At 59.7% G+C, this 23897-nt stretch carries 22 protein-coding genes; 14 read left to right on the forward strand and 8 right to left on the reverse strand.

Annotation, left to right across the window (positions count from 1 at the left end; translation table 11 throughout):
- Positions 1 to 151: 151 nt before the first annotated feature.
- The 12 genes from argS to tatC all read left to right on the forward strand — a co-directional run bounded on the left by argS (position 152) and on the right by tatC (position 10499).
- Positions 152 to 1837 (forward strand): arginine--tRNA ligase, encoded by a 1686-nt coding sequence (gene argS, locus FY550_RS12885; protein WP_149054577.1) that lies wholly within the window; start codon positions 152 to 154, stop codon positions 1835 to 1837.
- Positions 1838 to 2578 carry an SPOR domain-containing protein gene (locus tag FY550_RS12890; RefSeq protein WP_070978508.1) on the forward strand — a complete coding sequence of 247 codons (741 nt, stop codon included), beginning with the start codon at positions 1838 to 1840 and terminating at the stop codon, positions 2576 to 2578.
- A 192-nt stretch (positions 2579 to 2770) separates the two neighbouring features.
- Positions 2771 to 3292, forward strand: a complete 522-nt coding sequence (gene hslV / locus FY550_RS12895) for an ATP-dependent protease subunit HslV (RefSeq protein WP_070978505.1) — start codon at positions 2771 to 2773, stop codon at positions 3290 to 3292.
- Between the two features lie 2 nt (positions 3293 to 3294).
- On the forward strand, positions 3295 to 4674 hold the full coding sequence (gene hslU, locus FY550_RS12900; RefSeq protein ID WP_070978502.1) for an ATP-dependent protease ATPase subunit HslU: 1380 nt from the start codon (positions 3295 to 3297) through the stop codon (positions 4672 to 4674).
- A gap of 132 nt (positions 4675 to 4806) precedes the next feature.
- Positions 4807 to 5202: a gamma-butyrobetaine hydroxylase-like domain-containing protein gene (locus FY550_RS12905; RefSeq protein ID WP_070978500.1), complete on the forward strand. Its 396-nt coding sequence runs from the start codon at positions 4807 to 4809 to the stop codon at positions 5200 to 5202.
- A gap of 116 nt (positions 5203 to 5318) precedes the next feature.
- Complete coding sequence (gene ubiE / locus FY550_RS12910; protein ID WP_070978498.1) at positions 5319 to 6065, forward strand: bifunctional demethylmenaquinone methyltransferase/2-methoxy-6-polyprenyl-1,4-benzoquinol methylase UbiE; 747 nt, start codon at positions 5319 to 5321, stop codon at positions 6063 to 6065.
- 166 nt (positions 6066 to 6231) lie between these two features.
- Positions 6232 to 6870 (forward strand): ubiquinone biosynthesis accessory factor UbiJ, encoded by a 639-nt coding sequence (locus FY550_RS12915; RefSeq protein ID WP_149054578.1) that lies wholly within the window; start codon positions 6232 to 6234, stop codon positions 6868 to 6870.
- A 2-nt stretch (positions 6871 to 6872) separates the two neighbouring features.
- The gene (ubiB, locus tag FY550_RS12920; protein ID WP_070978808.1) at positions 6873 to 8498 is read left to right on the forward strand and encodes a ubiquinone biosynthesis regulatory protein kinase UbiB; all 1626 of its coding nucleotides are present in this window, start codon (positions 6873 to 6875) and stop codon (positions 8496 to 8498) included.
- Between the two features lie 104 nt (positions 8499 to 8602).
- Positions 8603 to 8944, forward strand: coding sequence for a phosphoribosyl-ATP diphosphatase (locus tag FY550_RS12925; RefSeq protein WP_070978496.1), 342 nt, complete (start codon positions 8603 to 8605; stop codon positions 8942 to 8944).
- Between the two features lie 50 nt (positions 8945 to 8994).
- Positions 8995 to 9288 (forward strand): Sec-independent protein translocase subunit TatA, encoded by a 294-nt coding sequence (gene tatA / locus FY550_RS12930; RefSeq protein ID WP_070978493.1) that lies wholly within the window; start codon positions 8995 to 8997, stop codon positions 9286 to 9288.
- A 3-nt stretch (positions 9289 to 9291) separates the two neighbouring features.
- On the forward strand, positions 9292 to 9720 hold the full coding sequence (gene tatB / locus FY550_RS12935) for a Sec-independent protein translocase protein TatB (protein ID WP_070978491.1): 429 nt from the start codon (positions 9292 to 9294) through the stop codon (positions 9718 to 9720).
- A complete protein-coding gene (gene tatC / locus FY550_RS12940; protein WP_070978489.1) occupies positions 9717 to 10499 on the forward strand; it encodes a twin-arginine translocase subunit TatC in 783 nt (260 codons plus the stop codon). Before tatB ends, tatC begins: the two co-directional genes overlap by 4 nt.
- A 31-nt stretch (positions 10500 to 10530) precedes the next feature.
- On the opposite strand, the gene FY550_RS12945 is transcribed toward tatC, so the two are convergent.
- Complete coding sequence (locus FY550_RS12945; protein ID WP_070978487.1) at positions 10531 to 11199, reverse strand: type 1 glutamine amidotransferase family protein; 669 nt, start codon at positions 11197 to 11199, stop codon at positions 10531 to 10533.
- 141 nt (positions 11200 to 11340) lie between these two features.
- Here FY550_RS12945 and hemB point away from each other — a divergent pair, with 141 nt between their 5' ends.
- The gene (gene hemB / locus FY550_RS12950) at positions 11341 to 12342 is read left to right on the forward strand and encodes a porphobilinogen synthase (protein WP_070978805.1); all 1002 of its coding nucleotides are present in this window, start codon (positions 11341 to 11343) and stop codon (positions 12340 to 12342) included.
- 127 nt (positions 12343 to 12469) lie between these two features.
- On the forward strand, positions 12470 to 14662 hold the full coding sequence (gene ppk1 / locus FY550_RS12955) for a polyphosphate kinase 1 (protein WP_070978484.1): 2193 nt from the start codon (positions 12470 to 12472) through the stop codon (positions 14660 to 14662).
- A 149-nt stretch (positions 14663 to 14811) separates the two neighbouring features.
- Here the strand turns inward: ppk1 and FY550_RS12960 are convergent, their stop codons facing one another.
- From FY550_RS12960 to rho, 7 genes are all read right to left on the reverse strand, one after another.
- On the reverse strand, positions 14812 to 16944 hold the full coding sequence (locus tag FY550_RS12960) for a PhoX family protein (RefSeq protein WP_070978482.1): 2133 nt from the start codon (positions 16942 to 16944) through the stop codon (positions 14812 to 14814).
- A 123-nt stretch (positions 16945 to 17067) separates the two neighbouring features.
- Complete coding sequence (locus FY550_RS12965) at positions 17068 to 18162, reverse strand: 3-deoxy-7-phosphoheptulonate synthase (protein WP_149054579.1); 1095 nt, start codon at positions 18160 to 18162, stop codon at positions 17068 to 17070.
- Positions 18163 to 18647: 485 nt separating this feature from the next.
- Entirely contained in the window at positions 18648 to 18794 is a 147-nt protein-coding gene (locus FY550_RS16910; protein ID WP_168169320.1) for a hypothetical protein, read from the reverse strand.
- Positions 18795 to 18871: 77 nt separating this feature from the next.
- On the reverse strand, positions 18872 to 19585 hold the full coding sequence (gene folM, locus FY550_RS12970; protein ID WP_070978478.1) for a dihydromonapterin reductase: 714 nt from the start codon (positions 19583 to 19585) through the stop codon (positions 18872 to 18874).
- Positions 19582 to 20313 (reverse strand): FAD-binding oxidoreductase, encoded by a 732-nt coding sequence (locus FY550_RS12975; RefSeq protein WP_149054580.1) that lies wholly within the window; start codon positions 20311 to 20313, stop codon positions 19582 to 19584. Before FY550_RS12975 ends, folM begins: the two co-directional genes overlap by 4 nt.
- Before the next feature lie 34 nt (positions 20314 to 20347).
- Positions 20348 to 21832, reverse strand: a complete 1485-nt coding sequence (gene ubiD, locus FY550_RS12980; protein WP_070978477.1) for a 4-hydroxy-3-polyprenylbenzoate decarboxylase — start codon at positions 21830 to 21832, stop codon at positions 20348 to 20350.
- 217 nt (positions 21833 to 22049) lie between these two features.
- The gene (rho, locus tag FY550_RS12985) at positions 22050 to 23309 is read right to left on the reverse strand and encodes a transcription termination factor Rho (protein ID WP_070978475.1); all 1260 of its coding nucleotides are present in this window, start codon (positions 23307 to 23309) and stop codon (positions 22050 to 22052) included.
- Between the last annotated feature and the right edge of the window lie 588 nt (positions 23310 to 23897).

Genomic DNA, 23897 nt, shown 5'->3' on the forward strand with positions numbered 1-23897 from the left:
CGATTTTGACACCGGGGCTGGTTGAACGATAATGGCGGGCCCACATCGGCCCCGGTCTGCTTTGAACGGACGCTCCCGGGTCGATCATCGAATACATGCATGACTGTCCCCGCCCCGCGTGGGCCCGAGCCGCCATCGGAATGCCAGATCAATGAAAGAGACCATTACCGCACTGCTGGAGACCGCGCTCGAGGCGCTCAAGGCTGACGGCACCCTGCCCGACGATATCCAGCCCGCCATCCGCATCGATGCCACACGGGATCGTGAACACGGCGACTATGCCACCAATCTGGCAATGACCCTGGCCAAAAGCGCCGGCATGAAACCGCGCGAACTGGCCGAGCGTCTGGCGGCTGCACTGCCCACCAGCCCGGTATTGCGCGACATCGAGATTGCCGGCCCCGGTTTTATCAATTTTTTCGTCGACACCGGATCGGCGGCCGAGATATTGATGACCATCCTCGAAAACGGCGACGCCTATGGCCGCAGCAATGTCGGCGAGGGAGCTTTGGTGCAGGTCGAATTCGTCTCCGCCAATCCGACCGGCCCTCTGCATGTCGGCCACGGACGTGGCGCGGCCATCGGTGACAGCCTGTCCCGACTGCTTGAAGCTACCGGCCACCGGGTCACGCGCGAGTTCTACTACAACGATGCCGGCGCTCAGATCGACAACCTGACGCTATCGGTAGCTGCTCGGGTGCGTGGTATCGAGCCCGGCGACCCGAGCTGGCCGGCGGATGGTTATCGAGGCGACTACATCCGCGATGTGGCCGAGAGCTATCTGCGTGGAGAAACAGTGACTGCCGATGACCGCCAGGTCACCGCCCGGGCTGATCCCGAGGATCATGAAGCCATTCGCGAGTTTGCCGTGGCTTATCTGCGCCATGAGCAGGATCTTGATCTGCGCGCGTTTGGCGTAAGCTTTGATGTCTACTTCCTCGAATCCTCGCTCTATCGCGACGGCAAGGTCGAAGCGACCGCCAACCGTTTGATCGAGGGTGGTCACACCTATGAAGCCGATGGTGCCCTGTGGCTGCGTACCACTGCTTTCGGTGACGACAAGGATCGGGTGATGCGCAAGCGGGAAGGCGGCTATACCTATTTCCTGCCGGATGTCGCCTACCATCTCGACAAGTGGCAGCGAGGCTTCACCACGGTCATCAATGAACAGGGGGCCGATCACCACTCTACCGTGACTCGGGTACGCGCCGGCCTGCAGGCACTGAATGTCGGCATTCCCGAAGGCTATCCCGATTACGTGCTGCATCAGATGGTTCTGGTCACCCGTTCCGGCGAGGAGGTCAAACTCTCCAAGCGGGCCGGCAGCTATGTCACCCTGCGCGACCTGATCGAGGAAGTCGGACGGGATGCCACTCGTTATTTCCTGGTTGCTCGCCCGGCCACCTCGCAGATGACCTTCGATATTGACCTGGCGCGTTCGCAATCCAACGATAATCCGGTTTACTACGCCCAGTACGCTCATGCCCGCATGTGCAGTGTCATGGCACGTGCCGAACGTGATGGCCATCCCTTTGACGCCGACCTGGCCCGCACCAGCCTCGGTTATCTGGAAGAGCCGCGCGAGCGCGAGCTGATCACTCGCCTGCAACTGTGGCCGGAAACGGTCGCTCGCGCTGCGCTGGCCCGTGAACCACACCAGATCGCAGTCTATCTGCAGGAATTGGCCGCAGAATTCCACAGCTGTTACAACGCGGTCAGGGTCATGGTTGACGATGACGCCCTGCGCAATGCCCGACTGGCGCTGGGCCTGGCCGTGCGTCAGGTCATGCGCAACGGACTTGAGCTACTGGGTGTCAGCGCCCCCGAGGAGATGTAAATGGCAGGCGGTCGCTCCAACTCCCGCAACAGCTCCGGCAACCAGCGCAGTAACAGCCGCGGAGGTGCTTCGAAGCGCAATAACACGCGCACTCAGAGCAGCGACGGCTTCCATGTCCCGGGCTGGCTATGGGGGATCGTCGGGCTGATTGCCGGCTTTGCCGCGGCACAGTATTTCCATGACTCGGCCCCCCGACCGCAGCAGGGTCAGGTGGCTGCGGTTGTGGCACGTCAATCCAGCAGTACCGGTAATGACTCGGGTTCAACCCAACAAGGGAAATCCGCTCAGGGTCAGCAGCAGGCCGATCAACAGAAGAAGATGCCGACCTTCGAGTTCTACACGCTGCTGCCTGAATCGGAAGTCGTGGCGCCCACGGTGGATGCCTACAAGTCGACGCCTCGCCCAGGCACCCAGGCTGCCGCCGATGAAAAGGCGCGCAAGATCATGCAGGGCAATGAGAAGTCCGATCAGGCCGACGCCAATGGTGGCAGCAAGGAAGCCTTGCCAAGCTATGTACTACAGGCAGCCTCGTTCCGAGACAATACGGATGCCGAAAAGATGGCCCGCAAACTCAAGGACCTCAGCCTAAAGGCTCGGGTCAGCGAGGTCACGACAGCCGATGGGACGCACTGGTATCGCGTGCAGGTTGGCCCTTACAAGGACACCCGGGAAATTTCCCGTGCCCGGGATCTGATGGAGACCCAGAAGATCGAACCGATGCTGATCCAGCTGCAGGGCTGATCGCTGGGGTCTCCGGGAGCGGGCATGGTAGCCCGCTCCCTCAGCCTTTACCTTCTCTTCTCATGGGTCATCATCACCCGGTGACTTGATTTCCTCACCGCGCGTCCGCATCTAATTTCCCCATCAGACAGTGGCGCCCGGCGTCGCAATCTTCCCCGGGGATACATTCCCCCGTCTACTGGAGACCCGTTCATGACCACGATCGTATCCGTGCGCCGTGGCGAGCAGGTAGCCCTGGCCGGCGATGGTCAGGTTTCGCTGGGCAATACGGTAATGAAGGGCAATGCCAGCAAGGTACGCCGCTTTCACCGCGGCCAGGTACTGGCCGGCTTCGCGGGTGGCACGGCAGATGCCTTTACCCTGTTTGAACGTTTCGAAGCTCAGCTCGAGAAGTACCAGGGGCATCTTGCCAAGGCTGCCGTCGAGCTCGCCAAGGAGTGGCGTACCGACCGCGCCCTGCGTCGACTGGAAGCGATGCTGGCCGTGGCTGATCGGCATTCATCACTGATCATCACCGGCACCGGCGATGTGCTCGAGCCGGAGTACGGCATCATCACTATCGGCTCCGGCGGACAGTACGCCAACGCCGCGGCCCGAGCCCTGCTGGACAACACCGAGCTGTCCGCGCGCGAGATCACCGAGAAGAGCCTCAACATCGCCGCTGACATCTGCGTCTACACCAATCACACCGTGACACTCGAGGCACTGGATTGATCATGACCCAGTCTGAGAATTCGCCATCAGCAACTACCGAGTCGACCACGCAGCAGTCGCAGATGACGCCGCGCGAGATCGTTCATGCCCTCGATCAGTATATCGTTGGCCAGGCCGACGCCAAGCGTGCCGTCGCCATTGCGCTGCGCAACCGCTGGCGGCGCATGCAGCTCGACGATGAACTGCGCCCCGAGGTCACCCCCAAGAATATCCTCATGATCGGCCCGACCGGGGTGGGCAAGACCGAGATCGCACGCCGTCTGGCCAAGCTTGCCGGCGCGCCCTTCGTCAAGGTCGAGGCGACCAAGTTCACCGAGGTCGGCTATGTCGGACGCGATGTAGAATCGATCATTCGCGATCTGGTCGAGATGGCGATGAAGATGGTGCGCGAGGATGCCAAAAAGGCCATGCAGCACAAGGCTGAAGAGGCCGCTGAAGAGCGTGTGCTCGACGCCCTGTTGCCACCGGCCCGTGGTAGCGAATATGACAGCGGCCGCAATCGCGATAGCTCGACCCGTCAGACCTTCCGCAAACAGCTGCGCGAGGGCAAACTCGACGATCGCGAGATCGATATCGAACTCACTCCCGCCAGCCAGGGCATGGACTTTCAGGCGCCGCCCGGCATGGAGGAAATGACCAGCCAGCTGCAGAACATGTTCTCCAGCTTTGGCAAGCAGAAGAGCGAAAGCCGGCGCATTACCGTCGCCGAAGCACTGCGGCTGGTACGCGATGAGGAAGCCGCCAAGCTGGTCAGCGAGGAAGAGATCAAGCAGCGGGCCATCGAAGCGGTCGAGCAGAACGGTATTGTCTTCGTCGATGAGATTGACAAGGTCGCCAAGCGCGCCGAATCGGGCAGTGGCGGAGATGTCTCCCGCGAAGGGGTACAGCGTGATCTGCTGCCGCTGATCGAGGGCTCAACGGTCTCCACCAAGCACGGCATGGTGCGTACCGATCATATCCTGTTCATCGCTTCCGGGGCTTTCCATCTTTCCAAACCCTCGGATCTGATCCCTGAGCTGCAGGGGCGCCTGCCGATCCGTGTCGAGCTTTCGGCGCTATCACCGAATGAATTCAAGCGCATCCTGACCGAACCCTCGGCATCGCTGACCCGACAGTACGAAGCGCTGCTGGCGACCGAGAATCTCTCCATCAGTTTCACCGATGACGGGATCGAGCGTATCGCCCAGACGGCCTGGCAGGTTAATGAGGGCACCGAAAATATCGGAGCACGCCGGTTGCATACGATGATGGAAAGGCTGCTGGAAAAGGCGCTCTACGAGGGTAGTGACATGCAGTCACCGCTGGTCATCGATGCCAGCTATGTGGATGAGCAGCTGGGCGAACTGGCGAAGGACGAAGATCTCTCGCGCTATATCCTGTAAGTCCCGACAGGCAGGTATACGCAACTGGCACCCGCCTGATTCAACGCGTATTCTGGATACGGCGCCCTCTCGCGGCGCCGTTTTCTCTTGTGCGACGGCGATCAGCTGTCAGCATGATTTCCCGGAGGTATCATGAGCACTCCGATTCCCGTGAATGTGCACTATCACAAACACGATCGTGATCTCGAGCTGAGCTACGATGTGGCCGGGGAGCGTCTTCATTTTCGTCTCTCCGCTGAACTGCTCCGGGTGTTCTCTCCTTCCGCAGAGGTCCGCGGCCACAGTCCCGAGCAGGCCGTATTGCAGACCGGCAAAAAGGATGTCGGGCTGATGAACATCGAACCGGTCGGCAATTACGCTCTGAAGCTTTATTTCGATGATGGCCATAATAGTGGCCTCTACAGCTGGGCGTATCTGTGGGAGATGTGTCAGCATCGCGAGCAGTGGTGGCAGGATTATCTGCGTCGTCTCGAAGAAGCAGGCGCTTCACGAGAGTCACTTGGTATTGCAGTGCGTCAGTTGCACTAGCCCCCGGGCAGCCACTGACCACCCCGGGACAATTTCCCGGTGCGACGCTACAATGCTTCGCTGCTGAATCATTGCCGACTTTCGGCACAGCGACAATCGAATCAGGGACACGGAACATGGACAGCAAGACTACGCATTTCGGCTATCAGGAAGTGCCCCTTGAGGAGAAGGCCGGCCGGGTCGCCGAAGTCTTCGATAGCGTTGCCGCTCGCTATGATCTGATGAACGACCTGATGTCGCTGGGCATTCATCGTCTCTGGAAGCGGGTAGCGCTTGAGCGCTCGGGCGTTCGGCGAGGTCATCAGGTGCTCGATATCGCCGGTGGCACCGGCGATCTTACCGAGCAGTTCGTGCGTCGGGTCGGTCCGAAGGGACGCGTCGTGCTGGCTGATATCAATGCCTCGATGCTAAAGGTCGGCCGTGATCGGCTGATCGACAAGGGCGCCGGTGCGCACGTGGAAGTGGTTCAGGCCAATGCCGAAGCGCTACCCTTCCCCGATAATACCTTTGACTGCATTACCATTGCCTTTGGCCTGCGTAATGTCACCGACAAGGCCCGGGCACTGGCTTCGATGACACGTGTGCTCAAACCGGGGGGACGCCTGCTGGTGCTGGAGTTTTCCAAACCCACCCATCCCGTCTTTGAGCGTATCTATGATCAGTACTCCTTCCATGTACTGCCGCGTCTGGGCAGTCTGATAGCCAACGATGCCGACTCATATCGTTATCTGGCAGAATCCATTCGCATGCATCCTGATCAGGACACGCTCAAGAGCATGATGGAAACGGCCGGGCTGGAACGTGTCGAGTACACCAACATGACCGGGGGTGTTGTCGCTCTGCATCGCGGTCTCAAGCTCTGAACCGCTGCATGCCGGCTCATCTGCCTGTCGGACATCGACAGTGCTTTTCCGATGTCCGGGGGAATGCCCCCGATGATACGAATTACCTCAGGTTGACGATTTTCATGGACAAGCAGCCCCTGATGCCGCAGACCGGCCTGAATGCCCGCACAGGGTCGTGGCGCTGATGTCACTGATCATGCCCCTGCTGCTCGCCAGCGCCGAACGCACGCTCAATCATCTGCTGGCGCGCGATCCCGCCGCCCCTTCACGCCTGGCCAGACTGGCCGGCAGGCGATTGTTGCTGCGTGTCACCGCCCCATCATTCGAAGTACTGATTACTTTCCACAATGGTGGATTGGCGCTGACCCGACTACCGGATGCCTCCCCGGGCGATGCCGATGCCTGCGTCGAGATCGATGCAGATACCCTGGGCGCTCTCATGGGCGGTGCATCCATCGATTCCTGTATGACCAACAATCGATTGATCGTCCATGGTGACCTGGGGCTGCTGGCGGCGACACGCGATCTGTTGATGGACCTGGATGTCGATTGGGAAGGTGCGCTGGCGGAATGGTTTGGCGATATGCCGGCCCATAGCCTTGCTACCGGCCTGCGACGCATCGGTCATTTCGGCGTGCGCTCGAGCCATTCGCTGGAGCAGGATCTGCGTGAGTATGTATTCGAGGAAGGACGCTGGCTGGCCGGACGCAATCAGCTCGACATTGCCCGTGAACATCTGACTGAACTGGAAATCGCCACCGACCGTCTCGAAGCACGTCTGGAACGTCTCAGCCGCCGACTGCGGGAGGGATCGCACTCTTGAATCTGCTGTGGCGCCTGATACGCATTGGCTGGGTTATTACCCGTTATCGTCTGGATACGCTGGTGCCACTTGACCGGCTACCGGGTTATGGCCGGTGGTTGATGAAAATCGCGCCGATTCGGCTGTTCCCCACACGTCAGCGTAGCGACGGTGAACGACTGCGACTGGCGCTGGAAAACCTCGGGCCAATCTTCGTCAAATTCGGTCAGATGCTGTCGACCCGTCGTGATCTGATGCCGCCGGATATCGCCGTCGAGCTCAAGCGTCTGCAGGATCAGGTCCCTCCCTTCTCCAGCGACCAGGCGCGCCGAAGTGTCGAAGAAGCGCTTGGCGCCTCCGTTGACGAAAGCTTTGCCCATTTCGATACCGACCCTCTGGCCTCGGCATCGATCGCTCAGGTCCACGCCGCCCAGCTTCATTCCGGGGAGCAGGTGGTGGTCAAGATCATTCGTCCGGGCATCGATGGCGTAATGCGCAGCGATATTGCCCTGCTGTACACCTTCGCAAGACTGTTGCTGAAGGTATGGCCCGATGCCCGACGACTACGCCCGGTGGAAGTAGTCAAGGACTACGAGGCGACCCTGTTCGACGAACTCGATCTGCAGAAGGAGGCCGCCAACACTTCGCAGCTCAAGCGCAATTTCCAGCACTCCCCGCTTTTGTATGTCCCGGCGATCCATTGGCCTTTGACCCGCCGCAGCGTGATGGTCCAGGAGCGTATCACCGGTATCCCGGTCGCCGATATCGATGCGCTGATCGAACGTGGCGTCGACCTGCGCGTGCTGGCAGAGCGTGGTGTGGAGATCTTTTTTACCCAGGTCTTCCGCGACAATTTCTTCCATGCCGACATGCATCCGGGCAACATCTTCGTCAACGCCGATAACCCCCGCGATCCCAGCTACGTGGCCATCGACTGCGGGATTGTCGGCAGCCTGACCCGTGAAGATCAGGATTATCTGGCGCGTAACATCATTGCCTTCTTCCGCCAGGATTATTACGAAGTGGCGATGCTGCATATCGAATCCGGTTGGGTCGGAGAAGGCACGCGCGCCAATGAATTTGCAGCTGCCATTCGCTCGGTCTGCGAGCCGATTCTGGAAAAACCGCTCAAGGACATTTCCTTCGGCCAGGTGTTGATGGGGCTGTTTCAGACAGCGCGTCGTTTCAACATGGAGGTTCAGCCTCAGCTGGTGCTGTTGCAGAAAACCCTGCTGAACATCGAGGGGCTGGGGCGCACGCTCTACCCCGAGCTGGATCTGTGGCATACCGCCAAGCCCTATCTGGAACGCTGGATGCATGAACGCGCTGGCCCAAAGGGATTCTGGGAAGAGCTCAAGAAACAGGCACCCGAACTGGTGCAACGGGTGCCCCAGTTACCAGTACTTGCCCATCAGGCAATGTCACAGATCGAGACCGAGCGTCGCCAGCGTCGCGAGCAGACCGCCGCCCTGAGTACGCTGCGAGACACGCTCAACGGTCTGCGTCGGGGCACTCATCGATTCCGACTGGGACTGATGTTCATTGCACTGGCATTTGTCTGGCAGCCGCTCTGGGGATGGCTGAGCCACCAGCCCTGGCCAGTACTGGTGGCTGCCGGCATCGGCCTGGTATTGATTGTCTGGCGCTGAACCGTTTGCCGAACAACGAAGGTCCGGAAGTGCATCGACAGCCGGCCAGGCTGGGTGTTATAAGCGATTCAACGACGCCCGTCAGGCGTCAGGGGAAGAACAGCATGAGCAGCGATATACTCGATCAGCTGGCCGAAGTGCTCGCCAGCCGCCGCCACGGTGATGCTGACAGCTCTTATGTGGCCGGGCTGCACCAGCGAGGGCTCAACAGGATTCTCGAGAAGGTCGGTGAAGAGTCTACCGAAACCCTGCTGGCGGCACGTGACGCCGAATCGGGAGGTGAGGCCGAGCGTCAGGCGCTGATCAACGAGACCGCCGATCTGTGGTTTCACAGTCTGGTCATGCTGTCACACCTCGATATCGATCATCGGGCAGTACTCGAAGAACTGGCGCGCCGTTTCGGTGTGTCCGGACTCGACGAAAAGGCCGCCCGCAACGCTTCCTGATCCCGCTTTCACGCGGAACACGATCAATTGAGTGGTAATGGAGAACGCTTATGTTGGGTGGCATCAGTATCTGGCAGCTTCTGATCGTACTGGGCATCATCATTCTGATCTTCGGTACCAAGAAACTGCGCAATATTGGCGGTGACCTCGGCGGCGCCATCAAGGGCTTCAAGCAGGCCGTCAACGATGGCGAGGATGAGGCCGACAAAAAACAGAACGTCCAGACACGTCAGGTCGAAGACCAGACGACACAGGGGAGCGTTCATGAAACGCCGGCAGAGAAGCGGGAGAACGTGACAACGCACGCTCCTGACGATCATGACAAAGAGTCCCGGAACTCATAAGCGATGTTTGACGTCAGCTTTCTGGAACTGGCGGTCATTGCAGTCATTGCGTTGATCGTGCTTGGTCCCGAGCGGCTTCCTACTGCCGCCCGGGCTGCCGGTCTCTGGATCGGACGCATTCGTCGCACCATTGGCAATGTTCAGCGGGAAATTTCCAGCCAGCTTGAAACCGAAGAGCTGCAGCGTCAGATGAAACAGAAGCGCGACCGGGTCGATCAGGGGCTGTCGAAGGTGCGTCGTGAAGTTGAAGGGCTGGGCGACAACTCGCGCCAATCCGATCCTTCTACACCTCGTGATGAAAAGGACGAGGCCGCCAGCGACGCGTCGAGCCAGCACGCTTCGCCAGAAGATACCGGCCCGATCTCTTCTGCCACCGACGATAATCGGGCTACTGCCGCCCCGGACGCCGACAGGAACGATACCCCCCGATGAGTCAGTCGCAGGATCCCGACGAACAGCAAACGCCACTGGTCGAGCATCTGATTGAGCTGCGCTCACGTCTGCTCAAGGCCATTATTGCCGTGGTCGTCGTGTTTGCAGCGCTGTATGCCTTCTCCAATCAGCTCTACGAGTTCGTGGCGCATCCATTGATGGCGCTGTTGCCCGAAGGGTCGCAGATGATTGCCACGGAAGTGGCCTCCCCCTTCCTGGCGCCGTTCAAGCTGACACTGATCGTGGCCCTGTTCGTGGCCATCCCCTTCGTGCTCTATCAGGCCTGGGCGTTCATCGCGCCGGGGCTTTACGTGCACGAGAAGCGGCTGGCGATTCCGATTCTGGCCTCCAGCGTGGCACTGTTTTACTGCGGCGCTGCTTTTGCCTATTACGTCGTCTTTCCGCTGTTGTTCAAGTTTTTCACCAACACCGCGCCCGAGGGTGTTCAGGTGATGACCGATATCAACGCCTATCTCTCCTTTGTGCTGAAGCTGTTCTTCGCCTTCGGCCTGGCATTCGAGATCCCGGTCGCCACCTTCCTGCTGATCCTGACCGGTGCGGTGACAGTCCAGTCTCTCTCCAGCAAGCGCCCGTATGTCGTCATCGGCTGCTTTGTCGTAGGCATGCTACTGACACCTCCCGATATTATCTCGCAGACGCTACTGGCAGGCCCGATGTGGCTACTGTTCGAGGTCGGCATCCTGTTCGGACGGCTGGTCCGTCACCCACGTGGTGGCCGTGATGAAAGTCGCCAGGAACAGGACGATGATAGCGCCTGACAAACAGCTGCCGATCAGACGCCAGTTGGCATCAGCGGTAGCGCTCATCCGCCGCCATGTCGATCAGGCGGTCCACCAGCCGGAAAACGCCGGTAGAGACCGTCTCCATGTTATCCGAAAGCAATGAAGCCGGCGTACTGAGCACCCGATGGACCGGATCAACGACGATCTCGTCCACGCTGCAGCTCTTGTGCAGGCCACCCATGGCGCTGATGGCACCGCTCAACTCGGCATCATGGCCTACCGTTACCGGAATGGCCTGCTCAAACAGACGTGGAATCAGTAGAGAGGCCATGCCCATCAGCGCGATTGGCCGATAGTCAGAAAAGAACGAATGCAGGCAGAGGGCCAGTTCTTCCTGCACACTCATGCCAATACCTTCACGCGCATAAGTCGACAACTGGCGGCTTATGCCGCCGCCCCCCGGAATGAGAATACCGGCATGGGCCTTCGGATCGAGCGCGCCAAGCGGCGCGACATCCCGGCTCACCAGACGCTTCGACTCTGTCAGCAGCGTCGTCTGCTCGTGTCCGTCATCATCACGAAAGGAGTTCGCATTCTGCTGATCGATCTCAGGCGCAAAACCATGCCAGGCGATACCACGCTGATCGAGTCGCCACAGTGCCAGTAGCGTATCCACGGGATCCGATCCATCTACACGCCCACAACCGGCCAGAACCACCGCAATCGGTTTTTTCATCTCATTGTCTCCTTCGCCACTCAACCGGCTTCCGCGCTATTGCTGGTGCTCGTTACGCCGTTTCCAACGTCGCAGCACGGGGACTGTTATACTGCCTGTCACCTGTCAATGCTGATCAAGTGGAGCGTTTTCGTGCCACACATGACCTTTCGTCAATTCCCTGCCACCCGCATGCGGCGCATGCGCAAGGATGATTTCTCGCGGCGCATGATGCGCGAAACCACCCTCACCGTGGACGATCTGATTCTGCCGATGTTCGTTCAGGAAGGCGAACAGCGACGTGATGCCATTCCTTCCATGCCGGGGGTTGAACGGCTCTCCCTCGATCTGCTGCTGGAAGAAGCCGCCGAGCTGAGTGAGCTGGGTATTCCCGCCATCGCTCTGTTTCCCGTGATTGATGCCGAGGGCAAGACCCTGCATGCCGAGGAATCCTACAATGCCAACGGGCTGATTCAGCGCAGTGTGCGCGCACTCAAGCAGGCCCATCCCGAGCTGGGCATTATTACAGATGTGGCACTGGACCCCTATACCAGCCACGGGCAGGACGGCATCCTCGATGATGAGGGCTATGTGCTCAACGAGCGCACCGTCGAAACCCTGATCAAGCAGGGTCTGTCTCATGCCGAGGCCGGTGCCGATTTCATCGCGCCCTCCGACATGATGGATGGCCGAATCGGTTCAATCCGGGAGGTACTCGAGCGCGAGGGCCTGATCAACACCCGCATCATGGCATACTCTGCCAAATATGCCTCACGCTACTATGGTCCCTTCCGTGATGCCGTGGGCTCTACGGCCAATCTCGGCAAGGCAGACAAGTCCACCTATCAGATGGACCCGGCCAACAGCGACGAAGCCATACACGAAGTGGCCATGGATATCAGCGAAGGTGCCGATGCTGTCATGGTCAAACCCGGCATGCCCTATCTTGATGTGCTGCACCGCGTCCGCAATGAATTGCAGGTGCCCACCTTCGTTTATCAGGTCAGTGGTGAATACGCCATGCATATGGCTGCCTTCGAGCGTGGCTGGCTCGATGAACGCCAGGTCATCATGGAATCACTGGCGTGCTTCAAGCGGGCCGGCGCCGATGGCATTCTGACCTATTTTGCCAAGCGTGCAGCCCAGTGGCTCAAGCAAGCGTGACCGGCCGTGCATGAGCCGGAGAGTGTCATCAGTTCGTCATCCGGCTCATGCAGACTGACCGCCTCGTTGTGCGCCCGGAATTAATCCGGGGGCAGGCTTATCGCCAGATCAATGGAGAGACAGCGTCATGGCAGCCAGTTCGGCCAATGAAACGGATTATCAGGGCGAAGCCGGGGAAAGCACCACGACGGGGCTGCGCATCAATCGCAGCAAGACCGGGGTACGCGCTTCGACGCCATCTGACAATATTCCCGAGCTTGATGATCCGCGGCTGTACTTCAATCGCGAACTCTCCACCCTGCAGTTTCATATCCGTGTCCTGGAACAGGCGCTCGACGAGAGCCACCCCCTGCTGGACCGACTGATGTTCCTGCTGATTTTTTCCTCGAATCTCGATGAGTTCTTCGAGATTCGTGTGGCCGGGCTCAAGCACCGGATTGCATTCGGTCACGAGGAACCCAGTGTCGATGGCCACTCCCCCTCATCGGTCTTTGCCGAAATCGCACGCCTGGCGCACGAGCAGGTCGAGCGCCAGTACCATATTCTCAACAATCACCTGATACCGGCGCTCGCAGATCAGGGCATTCATTTTCTGCGCCGTACTCAATGGACCAAAGCGCAGCAGGCGTGGGTGCATGAATATTTCGACGATGAGATCATGCCAGTGGTCAGTCCCATCGGGCTCGATCCCTCTCATCCGTTTCCACGACTGGTCAACAAGAGCCTCAACTTCATTGTCGAACTCGAGGGGCACGATGCCTTCGGCCGCACCGGTGGCATGGCCATCATTCCCGCGCCGCGCTCGTTGCCACGCCTGATCCGCGTACCCGACTCGCTGGGTCGCGAAGGATGTCAGGAATATGTCTTTCTCTCGTCAATGATTCATGCGCATGCCAGCAAGCTGTTCCCCGGCATGACCATCCGTGGCTGCTACCAGTTCCGCCTCACGCGCAACGCTGATCTCAGCGTGGACACCGAAGATGTTTCCGACCTGGCCTCGGCGCTCAAGGGGGAACTGCTGGCCAGACGCTATGGCGATGGTGTGCGCCTGGAGGTCGCCAACAACTGCCCCGAGCATCTCAGTGACTTCCTGCTCGCTCAGTTTCGGCTGGATCGTCGTGATCTCTATCTGGTCGACGGACCGGTCAATCTCAGCCGCCTGATGTCGATGATCGGTGACAGCGATCGCCATGACCTGCGCTATACCCCCTTCACGCCGGGCCTGCCGAAGGTTCTGAAAAGCGATGAAAGCCTGTTCGATATCATTACTCGCGAGGATGTCCTGCTGCTGCACCCGTGGGAGTCGTTCAGTGTTATCGAGAACTGGCTCGCAGAAGCGGCACGCGATCCCAATGTACTGGCCATCAAGCAGACGCTCTATCGCACCGGAGCCGACTCGGGCGTAGTCAATGCCCTGGTCGATGCGGCACGTAACGGCAAGGAGGTCACGGTCGTTATCGAACTGCGTGCACGCTTTGATGAGGCCGACAACATCGCACTGGCATCACGGTTGCAGGAAGCCGGTGCCAATGTCATCTATGGGGTGATGGCCTACAAGACCCACGCCAAGATGCTGCATATCGTGCGTCGTGAATCCGGCCAGATCCGACACTACGCCCACATGGGCACCGGCAACTATCATGCCAAGACAGCACGACTGTATACCGATTACAGCCTGATGACGGCACGCGAAGCGCTCTGTGAAGATGTGCATCACGTCTTTCAGCAGCTTTCGGGAATGGGCGAACCCCGCCATACCGAGCACATTCTGCATGCGCCCTTTATTCTGCACAGCCGCCTGATCGAGATGATTGATCGTGAGGCGCGCAATGCGCACAAGGGGCGCAAGAGCCACCTCATCATCAAGTGCAACTCGCTGACCGAGCCACAGCTGATCCGAGCGCTTTATCGGGCCTCGCAGGCCGGAGTGCAGTGCGATCTGATCATTCGTGGCACCTGTTGCCTGCGACCCGGCGTTGCCGGCGTATCGGAAAACATCACGGTGCGTTCGATCGTGGGCCGTTTCCTCGAACATACCCGGGTCTATCACTTTCATAATGCCGGGAAGCCGGAGACCTGGTGTTCGAGTGCCGATTTCATGGAGCGCAACATGTTCAATCGGGTCGAGACCTGCTTTCCCCTGCTGGATCGACGTATCGCCAAACGCGTTCGCAAGGATCTCGATACCTACATGCTGGATAACTGTCAAAGCTGGCAGTTACAGAGCGATGGGCATTACGAGAAACGCCAACCGGGTGAAGGAGAAGCGGCCATCAGCGCCCAGGAGACCCTGCTCTACGCTTACTCGGCCCGCGCCTGAAGACATGGGGCGGGCAAAACGCCCAGCCCCTGTCTCGCAACACTTTTTCAATCCATCCGGGCACATTCGCCTGACAGCCCACGCTGCTCGGTAGCGCTTGACAGTGCTCATCACCTGCCACCCGGCCGGGTGGCAGGTGTCTGACGGCCCTAAACGCCGACCGGTCCACCATCTTCCTTCTGGATCACTACTGTCGCAGCCCGAGGACGCACCTGCCCCTTGGTCACCTGTGTGGCATCGTCACTGGCCGGCCAGTTGCCCGGATGCTGAATGTTGATGAACAGCGCCGTTCGATCCGGCGTCGCAAAGATCCCGGTCACCTCACAGGCATTGGGGCCCACGGCAAATCGCCTGAGCTGCTGGCCTGTCTGACGGGTGTCGCCGCGCGCCAGGGCCCCCGGCACGATCGCCAGTACCTGGTCATTGGTGGCCTGAGCCACGGCATTGTCGCGCCCCTTGTCGATGCCATTGTCGGTTTCGATCCAGAGGATACCTTCACCATTCTCCCCGCGCTCATCGAACCAGAGTCCATCGGGGCTGGCGAACTCATTGGCCTCGGTCAATCCGGAGCGATTGATCTCATTACCTGCGCCGGCCGGAGCACCGAACAGGAAGACTTCCCACTCAAAGCGATTCGCCCTGTCCGTTTCACGCCAGCGCATGACCTGCCCGAAATTGTTGTCCGGGCGCGGATTGGCAGCATTGACCGGCGCCGTATCAAAACCGGCACCGAGGGCTCCGAGCCCGGCAGCGCCATCGGTAAAGGTCGGCTCGGTGTCCTGGGCGGTACGATCCGAGTTATTGGTCAATGACATGTAGACATCGCCGGAGCCCGGATCGACGGTTCCCCACTCGGGTCGGTCCATGGGCGTCGCGCCCAGCAGATCGGCGGCATCGCAGGTATTGATAATGATGCCGGCCTGATCGCCGAACACCTCTCCCAGGGTGCGCTCGCCATTGGGGCCACCCCCGGGGATCTCACTCTCCGGCGTCAGGGCCAGCCAGTCGCCGCTGCCATCCTCGTTGAAACGCGCTACATGAAGCGTCCCTTCATCCAGATAGCTGGCACCGATGCTCTGACGGTCGTAGTGCTCGCCCGGACGGTTGGCATCACGCGCATCCCAGCGCTTTTTCGAGACAAACTTGTAGATGTACTCGTTGCGAGCGTCATGACCGGTATAAAAGGCCAGTGGCTCGCCTTCGACGACCCGTCCGGGCCAGCAGCCCTCATGCCGGAAACGTCCCAGAGCGGTCCGCTTGTAAGCCCGGCTATCGCTGTCGTAGGGATCAATTTCCACCACATAACCGAAAGCCCGCGCTTCGTTGCGATAATCCTCCCGGGCACTGGCGCCACGAGGCGTATTGTCGAAGCGGCTGAACTCACCCTCCTGCCCCTGTTCAGCGGTCTCCCAGCCATAGCGCCCGCGCCCGGTGGGCATCCCGAGGCGCTTCTGATCGGCCGTTCGCTCACCGCTGTTGGTAAAGACCTCGGGCCAGTTTTCCTCGCAGGTCAGATAGGTCCCCCAGGGCGTATGGCCACAGGCACAGTTGTTGTTGGTACCACGCACCCGAGTGCCATCCGGCGACCAGGCGGTCATCACCATCTCGCTGCCACGGACCGGACCGGCCAGTTCCATGGACGTCGCCGAGGTAAACCGCCGATTGTGTCGATCCCCGGTGACCGGCGCCCAGTGTCCATCGGCATCGCGTCGAATGCGTACCACGCTGACACCATGGGCATTGATCTCGGTACGGACTTCATCAGCCGGCCGCGCCCCCTGTTTGGGGTTGGTGGCACCATTGCTCGGTGCCCACAGGGCGCTCTGATCGATGTACTCGTGATTGACGACCAGCAGGAAATCGCTCGAGGCCTGTTCAGGGTCCAGAGGGAAATGGTACATGCCATCGTGGTGCATGCCCGTTGCCCGGGCCTGAAGCTCGGGTGTCAGTGAGAGATCGGGCGACCAGGCGGTGCCGTCAGTGGTCAGCGGTGTCCCCCAGGGGATCAGGACCTGAGCGCGATAGCCCGGTGGTACCACCACGGCATCGGTCATCGAACCGGGAATCGATTCGAAACCCAGACTCAGCGATTGCCCGCTGGCCGCCGCGGTTGCTGCACGCACGGCACCTGGCAGGCCAAAACCGGCGAACAGGGTTGCCGCAGCAACGCCAAGGCCTCCCTGCATGACCCGGCGGCGGGACATGCGGCGATCCAGAATGGTGGAAAACGGCGTGTTCCGACTGAGATTATGGTTATCGTGATTCTCGATTTCGGCACTCATGGGTACTCCCCGGCGATAGTGTGGATAACACGGTCCTGATCCACCTACGCTAGGCGCGAGGCATGACATTCTGGTGACGCCGCCATGCCGAGCCGGGTGCTCACCGCTCGGCATGGCCATGTCTCAGGCCGGTACTCCCGCCGTTGTCGAGCCGCTCAACGATGCTTTCGCCAAGCGTTCTGCGGCATCCAGCAGCACGCTTCGGGTCTGGGCCCAACCCAGGCAGCCATCGGTGATCGATACGCCATGCTGGAGTTCGTCACTCAACGCCTGTCGACCGGCTTCCAGATGGCTCTCGATCATGACACCCGTCAGCGCCTGCTGCCCTGCCAGACGCTGCTCGATCACCTGCTCGAGCACTTCGGGTTGACGAAAGGGATCCTTGCCGCAATTGGCATGCGAACAGTCGACCATCAGCGAGGGGCGATGGCCGGCCAACTCGAGCGCCCGACAGGCTGCTTCGACACTTTGAGCGTCACAATTGGGTCCCTGGCGACCTCCCCGTAGTACCGGATGGGTATCGGGGTTGCCGGCTGTCTCGATCACTGCCGGGCCGCCCTGCTCATCGACACCGAAGAATCGATGACCGTGCGCGCTGGCGGTCATGGCATCCAGCGCCACACCCAGGCCACCATCAGTGCCGTTCTTGAAGCCCAGCGGAGCCGGAAAACCACTGGCCAGTTCCCGATGTACTTGTGACTCCGTCGTACGTGCCCCGATTGCCGCCCAGCTCACCAGGTCATCGATGTAGGCCGCTGTCATCGGCTGAAGCAGTTCGGTGGCAATCGGCACGCCGAGCGCAGCAATATCGCGCATCAGTCGTCGTGCACGCCACAGTCCGGCCGCCATGTCATCGCGACCGTCGAGATCAGGATCGTACGCAAACCCCTTCCATCCCACCGTCGTCCGCGGCTTTTCGATATAGACGCGCATCACCAGCAGTAATTGCTCGCCGACCTGGTCGTTCAGATCCTTCAGATGATGGGCATACTCCATCGCCGCATGTTCATCGTGAATCGAACAGGGCCCCGTGACGACCAGCAGACGGGTGTCGCTACCATGAATGATGCGACGAATGGCATGCCGTTGCCGGGCGATTTCACGAGTGGTGGCAGTCGTTAGCGGTAGCTCGCGCTTCAATTCAGCACTGGAGGGCAAGGCTGCCCGGGCAGTACGAGCGGAACAGGTGGATTCAACGGGAGTAGCAAGAGTCGACATCAGGGCGCTCCGATATGTCAGGCGCCGTTGTGATTCAGCACAACGACGCGAGGATTCGTGGTTGCAGTGGACAGGCAGGGCTTACGCGCCCGAAAGAGCGCCAGGTGACAAACGACCAGCGAAACAGGCGGTTGAAGGCTGGGTTGTAATAACGCATGGCTCTCGCTCCGTAATGGCCTTGAAGGGCGTGATACAAAAAACCCCCGGTGGCTGGCTGCCGACCGGGGGTTTTCCTTGAGGTGGGCAGCCTGATCGCTTTCAGGCACACCCGATTGACTCAGGCGTGCCTGATACCAAACCAATAGCTGCCAAAATAACCGACATGATCCGTACACGCCGCCCATCGCCTGCCAGTAGAGGCCAGGGATTCGGGATGGGTAGCTGAATGTTGCGACATGATCATGTTCCTGCTGCGAAATTCACGTTCATTACTGCGTGCTCAAGGCATTCAAAACTTGAGGATGCCATTACCGTCACTGAAAGTATTACAGCTCATGCCAGAGGAACAAACCCGGCAGGGCTGCCAGCAGCGCCACCATGACCAGCGCCACGACCATCAGTACGGCAAGCAGTTTCTCGTGGCGCTCACAGCGCCGGTGAAGACGGCGAAACAGGGACATTCGTGAACTCATGAGTTCATCTCCGTTTGATACATCCATGCTTCTTCAGCAGTCACCGAGCACTGCCCGAGCGTTACCTGTTATTACCTTTACTGCACATGACGCCCGCCGTCAACGGGTAGAACGGCACCAGTCATGTAAGCATTGTCCAACAGGTAGCGTACACTCTGCCAGATCACACCGGGCCCGGGCGGTGTCGGCATCAATGATCCGCTCCGAAGCGGCACCGATCCCCCGGACACCTCACTCTCGTCGTGCATGATGGCTGCCGGCGCGATGGCATTGACCTTGATGTCGGCACCAAACAGTGCGGCAAATGATCGTGTCAGGCTTTCCAGGCCAGCCTTGGTCGCGGCATAGGCGACGTGCCGGCTTGCCCCTCGGGTTGCGACGAAATCGGTCATGTGGATGATATCGCGCATCGGCTCGCTACAGGCCATCAGCAGTGACTGCACATGCAGATTGATCAGGTAGGGGGCCTGCATGTGGAGATGAAACATGCGCTCGAAGGCGGCACCGGCCTGCTCATCGAAGCGGTCGGCTTCCCTGAGCGAAGCATTGTGAATCACGGCTCTCAGCCGCGGAGTATGCGCCTTCAGAGCATCAATAAACGCCATGATGCCGGCTTCGCTGGAGAAATCTGCTGGTAGCGCCGTGACACCACGACGACGCAGCGCTGCTACCGCTTCGCGCTCACGCCGGTAGGTGATAATGACCGGATGACCATCATCCTGCAGTCGTTCGGCACAGTAGCGCCCCAGCCGCTGGGCACCTCCGGTAATCAGAATCGGGGCCTGACTCATGCCTGACCACCCTGATCGGGCTGACGGGGCGCATAGCTGAAGACATCAGAGAAGACGCGCTCGGTCAGCGGCTCCAGCGCTTCGAGTGTATCTACCACGGCATAGACCATGCCGGGTGATCCGGCGATGAAGATGTTCGCTTCTCGCGTACTGCCGACCCGCTCATGCAGGGCACGGTCGATACGCTCCACGACCCCATCGAAATCCTCTTCGCCCGGCAGTTCCACAACTGGCGTAAAACGTACGTTCGGATAAGTCTCGACCCATTGGCGCGCCAGCGATTCGAGATAGAGTTCGTCACGTCGGCGACCAGCCCACCAGAGGTGGATATCGTGATCCGGATCGTGGGCCAGTGCCGCCTCAATGATCGACTTCATCTGGGCAAAACCGGTGCCGGCCGCAATCAGCAGCAGGGGCCGTGGATCTCCAAGCTCGAAGCTGCACTCTCCACCCGGCAGCCGCGCACGAATCGTCTCACCGACTCGCAATCGCTTGAACAGGGCGCAGGAGTTCTCGCTGGCGGCCACATATTGCACATGCAATTCGAGCATGCCCTCACGATCAGGCGGATTGGCAATGGAATACGGCAGCCAGGCACGACCACTATCGAGTTCCAGATATTGACCCGGTGCATGTATCACCGAGGGTTGGTTGCTGCGCATGAAGACGCGGTATACATCGCCGCTCAGGGTTTCGATGGTTTCGATTCGACACGTGACCGTGTTCACCCGGCAACCTCCGTCGCTCTCACTGCTGTTCCTCTCATGAACGCTGCTCCGGGTTCGTCAAGCCCAACTCCTCCCAGCGTGCGCTGACCCGCTCACGCACCGTCTCATCCATCATGATCGGCCGGCCCCATTCACGATCGGTTTCCCCGGGCCACTTGTCAGTCGCGTCCAGGCCCATCTTCGATCCCAGACCACTGACCGGAGACGCAAAATCAAGATAATCGATCGGCGAATTATCGACCATGACCGTGTCGCGACTCGGATCCATGCGGGTCGTCACCGCCCAGATCACATCCTTCCAGTCACGTGCATTGATATCGGCATCGGTCACGATGACGAACTTGGTGTACATGAACTGCCGCAGGAAACTCCACACCCCCATCATTACCCGCTTGGCATGGCCCGGATACTGCTTGTTCATGGTCACCACGGCCAGCCGGTAGGAGCACCCCTCCGGTGGCAGATAGAAATCGACGATTTCCGGAAACTGTCGCCGCAGGATAGGCACAAACACTTCATTAAGCGCCACACCCAGTACTGCCGGCTCGTCCGGAGGCCGCCCCGTATAGGTGGAATGATAGATGGGATCACGGCGGTGGGTGATGCGCTCGACGGTAAACACCGGGAAAGTGTCCACCTCGTTGTAGTAACCGGTGTGATCCCCAAAAGGCCCTTCAGGCGCCATGTCATCAGGGTAGATAAACCCCTCGAGAATGATCTCGCTGGAGGCGGGCACTTCCAGCTCGGCATGACCACAGCTCACCAGTTCGGTTTTCGAACCCCGCAGCAGACCCGCAAAGGCGTACTCCGACAGCGTATCCGGCACCGGCGTCACCGCCCCCAGAATCGTCGCCGGGTCGGCACCGAGTGCCACGGCAATCGGGAACGGCTCACCGGGATGCGTTTCGCACCAGTCACGAAAGTCCAGTGCCCCACCGCGATGAGAGAGCCAGCGCATGATCAGCCTATTGCGGCCGATTTTCTGCTGACGATAGATCCCCAGATTCTGGCGCTCCTTGTGTGGCCCCTTCGTCACCACCAGCGGCCAGGTCACCAGCGGCCCGGCGTCTCCCGGCCAGCAGTGCTGAATCGGCAGACGGTCGAGATCGACCTCCTCTCCTTCGAGCACCACTTCCTGGCAGGCCGCCTTTTTCACCCGACGCGGCCCCATGCTCATGACCTGGCGGAAAATCGGCATCTTCTGCCAGGCATCACGAAAACCCTTCGGCGGCTCCGGCTCCTTGAGAAAGGCCAGTAGTTCACCCACTTCACGCAGCGCCTCGACGCTATCCTGCCCCATCCCCAGTGCCACACGCCGAGGTGTCCCGAACAGGTTACCCAGCAGCGGCATATCGCTGCCCTTCACATTCTCGAACAGCAACGCCGGGCCACCCTCACGCAGAACCCGATCGCAGATCTCGGTAATTTCCAGATGAGGATCGACCTCGGCGGTAACCCGCTTCAGCTCACCCATCTCCTCGAGCCGGGTGATGAACTCCCGCAGATCGCGATACTGCATGATTGGTCCTGTCCAGAAATGCAAAGGGGCAGCATAGCATGCCGCCCCGGTAGCTGTTGCCAGCACTCTTCCCGTGTATTTTCGAACCAGGAAAGCCCGTTAAACATCACGAGCACACACATCTCAGGCGCGAATGGAGCGCAGGAACCGGAGCATACTGAAGTATGTGCAGGTTTCGAGCACCGCTCGCGCCCGGGATGTGGAGCGCAGCAGTTTTCTACCGCCGTTTCATGGCCTCGAAGAACTCCAGATTGGTCTTGGTATCCTTGAGTCGATCGATCATGAACTCGGTTGCTGCCACGTCCTCCATTGGATTGAGCAGCTTGCGCAGAATCCACATACGCTGGATCTCGTCCTCGGAGCAGAGCAGATCTTCACGCCGGGTGCCGGAGCGGCGGATATTGAGCGCCGGGAAGACTCGCTTTTCGGCCAGCTTGCGATCGAGATGGACTTCCATGTTACCGGTGCCCTTGAACTCCTCGAAGATCACTTCGTCCATCTTCGAGCCGGTGTCCACCAGCGCCGTGGCCAGGATCGTCAGGCTGCCGCCCTCCTCGATGTTTCGTGCAGCGCCAAAGAATCGCTTGGGCTTCTCCAGCGCGTGAGCATCGACACCACCGGTCAGCACCTTGCCGGAAGAAGGCACGACGGTATTGTAGGCACGGGCCAGGCGCGTAATGGAGTCAAGCAGTACCACTACATCCTTCTTGTGCTCGACCAGCCGCTTGGCCTTCTCGATCACCATCTCGGCTACCTGAACATGGCGTGCCGGCGGCTCATCGAAAGTGGACGCTACTACCTCGCCACGCACCGTACGCGTCATCTCGGTCACTTCCTCGGGCCGCTCATCGATCAGCAGCACGATCATGTAACACTCGGGATTGTTGCGCGTAATGGAGTTGGCGATGTTCTGCAGGATCATCGTCTTGCCGGCCTTGGGCGGCGAAACGATCAGACCACGCTGGCCCTTGCCGATCGGTGAAGTGAGATCGATGACCCGCGAGGTAATGTCCTCGGTCGCGCCATTACCGATCTCCATGGTCAGGCGTTCCTGCGGGAAGAGCGGCGTCAGGTTCTCGAACAGAATCTTGTGACGGGCGTTTTCAGGACGCTCGAAATTGATCTGACTGACCTTCAGCAGCGCGAAATAGCGCTCCCCCTCCTTGGGCGGGCGAATCTTGCCGGAGATGGAATCACCCTTGCGCAGATTGAAACGCCGAATCTGCGAGGGAGAGACATAGATATCATCCGGACCGGCCAGGTAGGAGCTGTCGGCACTGCGCAGGAAACCGAAGCCATCCTGCAGGATTTCCAGCACGCCATCACCGTAGATGTCTTCACCGCTTTTGGCGTGCTTCTTGAGAATGGCGAAAATGATGTCCTGCTTGCGCGAGCGGGCAAGGTTGTCGATACCCATTTCCTGGGCAACTTCCAGCAGCTCGGGGACAGACTTTTGCTTGAGTTCGGTAAGATTCATCGGCTTTGTTCGGAATCGCTCTTGTCGATATGACAACGGCAGTGCTGCCAGGAACAGGCGGCGGCTGGCGAATCGGGGACCCGCCGGCGAATTAAGGTGCCCACTGAACGGAAGCACTCGACAGGCGGGCTCGATCAGACGGGCTCATGAGTAGAGCACGACTATTACGAGTCTCGTGTTGAGGAAGGTCACCCTGGATTGAAACCTGATACTTCGTTTCGCCTGAACGCTTTTCGGTTCGACCGACACGTATACAGTGGAATGCCTGATCGAATGAAAAGGAAGATGCGGGCTGACCGGCGCAGGGGGGACCACATGAACCATGCGGTCAGAAGCCTTCTGAAGCAGGCGAACATCGTGATGGTAGATCAGCCATATTGTACAATGCAACCCCTGATAAAAATTTGATGATCAGATGCGCTATCCCGATCGTTCCGCCTACGGTAACGCAGAGCAAGATGCGCGCCACGAGCCGGGCCGGTTTCGGCCGGTGAGTCACTCTGGCAGGGCAATTGACAACTTCCGGGCGGCTGCGCACTCTGCCAGTCATGAAAGAACGGACTCTCACTCACTGAAAGGTATATTCAG

Origin of the sequence: Kushneria phosphatilytica, from assembly GCF_008247605.1 — a bacterium.
Taxonomy (GTDB): domain Bacteria; phylum Pseudomonadota; class Gammaproteobacteria; order Pseudomonadales; family Halomonadaceae; genus Kushneria; species Kushneria phosphatilytica.

Bases quoted from the DNA above. Each gene is read 5' to 3' on its own strand.
- FY550_RS12905 (WP_070978500.1), top strand. From the start codon at position 4,807: ATGAGCACTCCGATTCCCGTGAATGTGCACTATCACAAACACGATCGT.
- FY550_RS12890 (WP_070978508.1), top strand. From the start codon at position 1,838: ATGGCAGGCGGTCGCTCCAACTCCCGCAACAGCTCCGGCAACCAGCGC.
- FY550_RS12960 (WP_070978482.1), bottom strand. From the start codon at position 16,944: ATGAGTGCCGAAATCGAGAATCACGATAACCATAATCTCAGTCGGAAC.
- rho (WP_070978475.1), bottom strand. From the start codon at position 23,309: ATGAATCTTACCGAACTCAAGCAAAAGTCTGTCCCCGAGCTGCTGGAA.
- FY550_RS12915 (WP_149054578.1), top strand. From the start codon at position 6,232: ATGTCACTGATCATGCCCCTGCTGCTCGCCAGCGCCGAACGCACGCTC.
- tatA (WP_070978493.1), top strand. From the start codon at position 8,995: ATGTTGGGTGGCATCAGTATCTGGCAGCTTCTGATCGTACTGGGCATC.
- FY550_RS12925 (WP_070978496.1), top strand. From the start codon at position 8,603: ATGAGCAGCGATATACTCGATCAGCTGGCCGAAGTGCTCGCCAGCCGC.
- tatC (WP_070978489.1), top strand. From the start codon at position 9,717: ATGAGTCAGTCGCAGGATCCCGACGAACAGCAAACGCCACTGGTCGAG.
- FY550_RS16910 (WP_168169320.1), bottom strand. From the start codon at position 18,794: ATGAGTTCACGAATGTCCCTGTTTCGCCGTCTTCACCGGCGCTGTGAG.
- tatB (WP_070978491.1), top strand. From the start codon at position 9,292: ATGTTTGACGTCAGCTTTCTGGAACTGGCGGTCATTGCAGTCATTGCG.
- hemB (WP_070978805.1), top strand. From the start codon at position 11,341: ATGACCTTTCGTCAATTCCCTGCCACCCGCATGCGGCGCATGCGCAAG.
- argS (WP_149054577.1), top strand. From the start codon at position 152: ATGAAAGAGACCATTACCGCACTGCTGGAGACCGCGCTCGAGGCGCTC.
- ppk1 (WP_070978484.1), top strand. From the start codon at position 12,470: ATGGCAGCCAGTTCGGCCAATGAAACGGATTATCAGGGCGAAGCCGGG.
- hslV (WP_070978505.1), top strand. From the start codon at position 2,771: ATGACCACGATCGTATCCGTGCGCCGTGGCGAGCAGGTAGCCCTGGCC.
- ubiE (WP_070978498.1), top strand. From the start codon at position 5,319: ATGGACAGCAAGACTACGCATTTCGGCTATCAGGAAGTGCCCCTTGAG.
- FY550_RS12945 (WP_070978487.1), bottom strand. From the start codon at position 11,199: ATGAAAAAACCGATTGCGGTGGTTCTGGCCGGTTGTGGGCGTGTAGAT.
- FY550_RS12965 (WP_149054579.1), bottom strand. From the start codon at position 18,162: ATGTCGACTCTTGCTACTCCCGTTGAATCCACCTGTTCCGCTCGTACT.
- ubiD (WP_070978477.1), bottom strand. From the start codon at position 21,832: ATGCAGTATCGCGATCTGCGGGAGTTCATCACCCGGCTCGAGGAGATG.
- hslU (WP_070978502.1), top strand. From the start codon at position 3,295: ATGACCCAGTCTGAGAATTCGCCATCAGCAACTACCGAGTCGACCACG.
- folM (WP_070978478.1), bottom strand. From the start codon at position 19,585: ATGAGTCAGGCCCCGATTCTGATTACCGGAGGTGCCCAGCGGCTGGGG.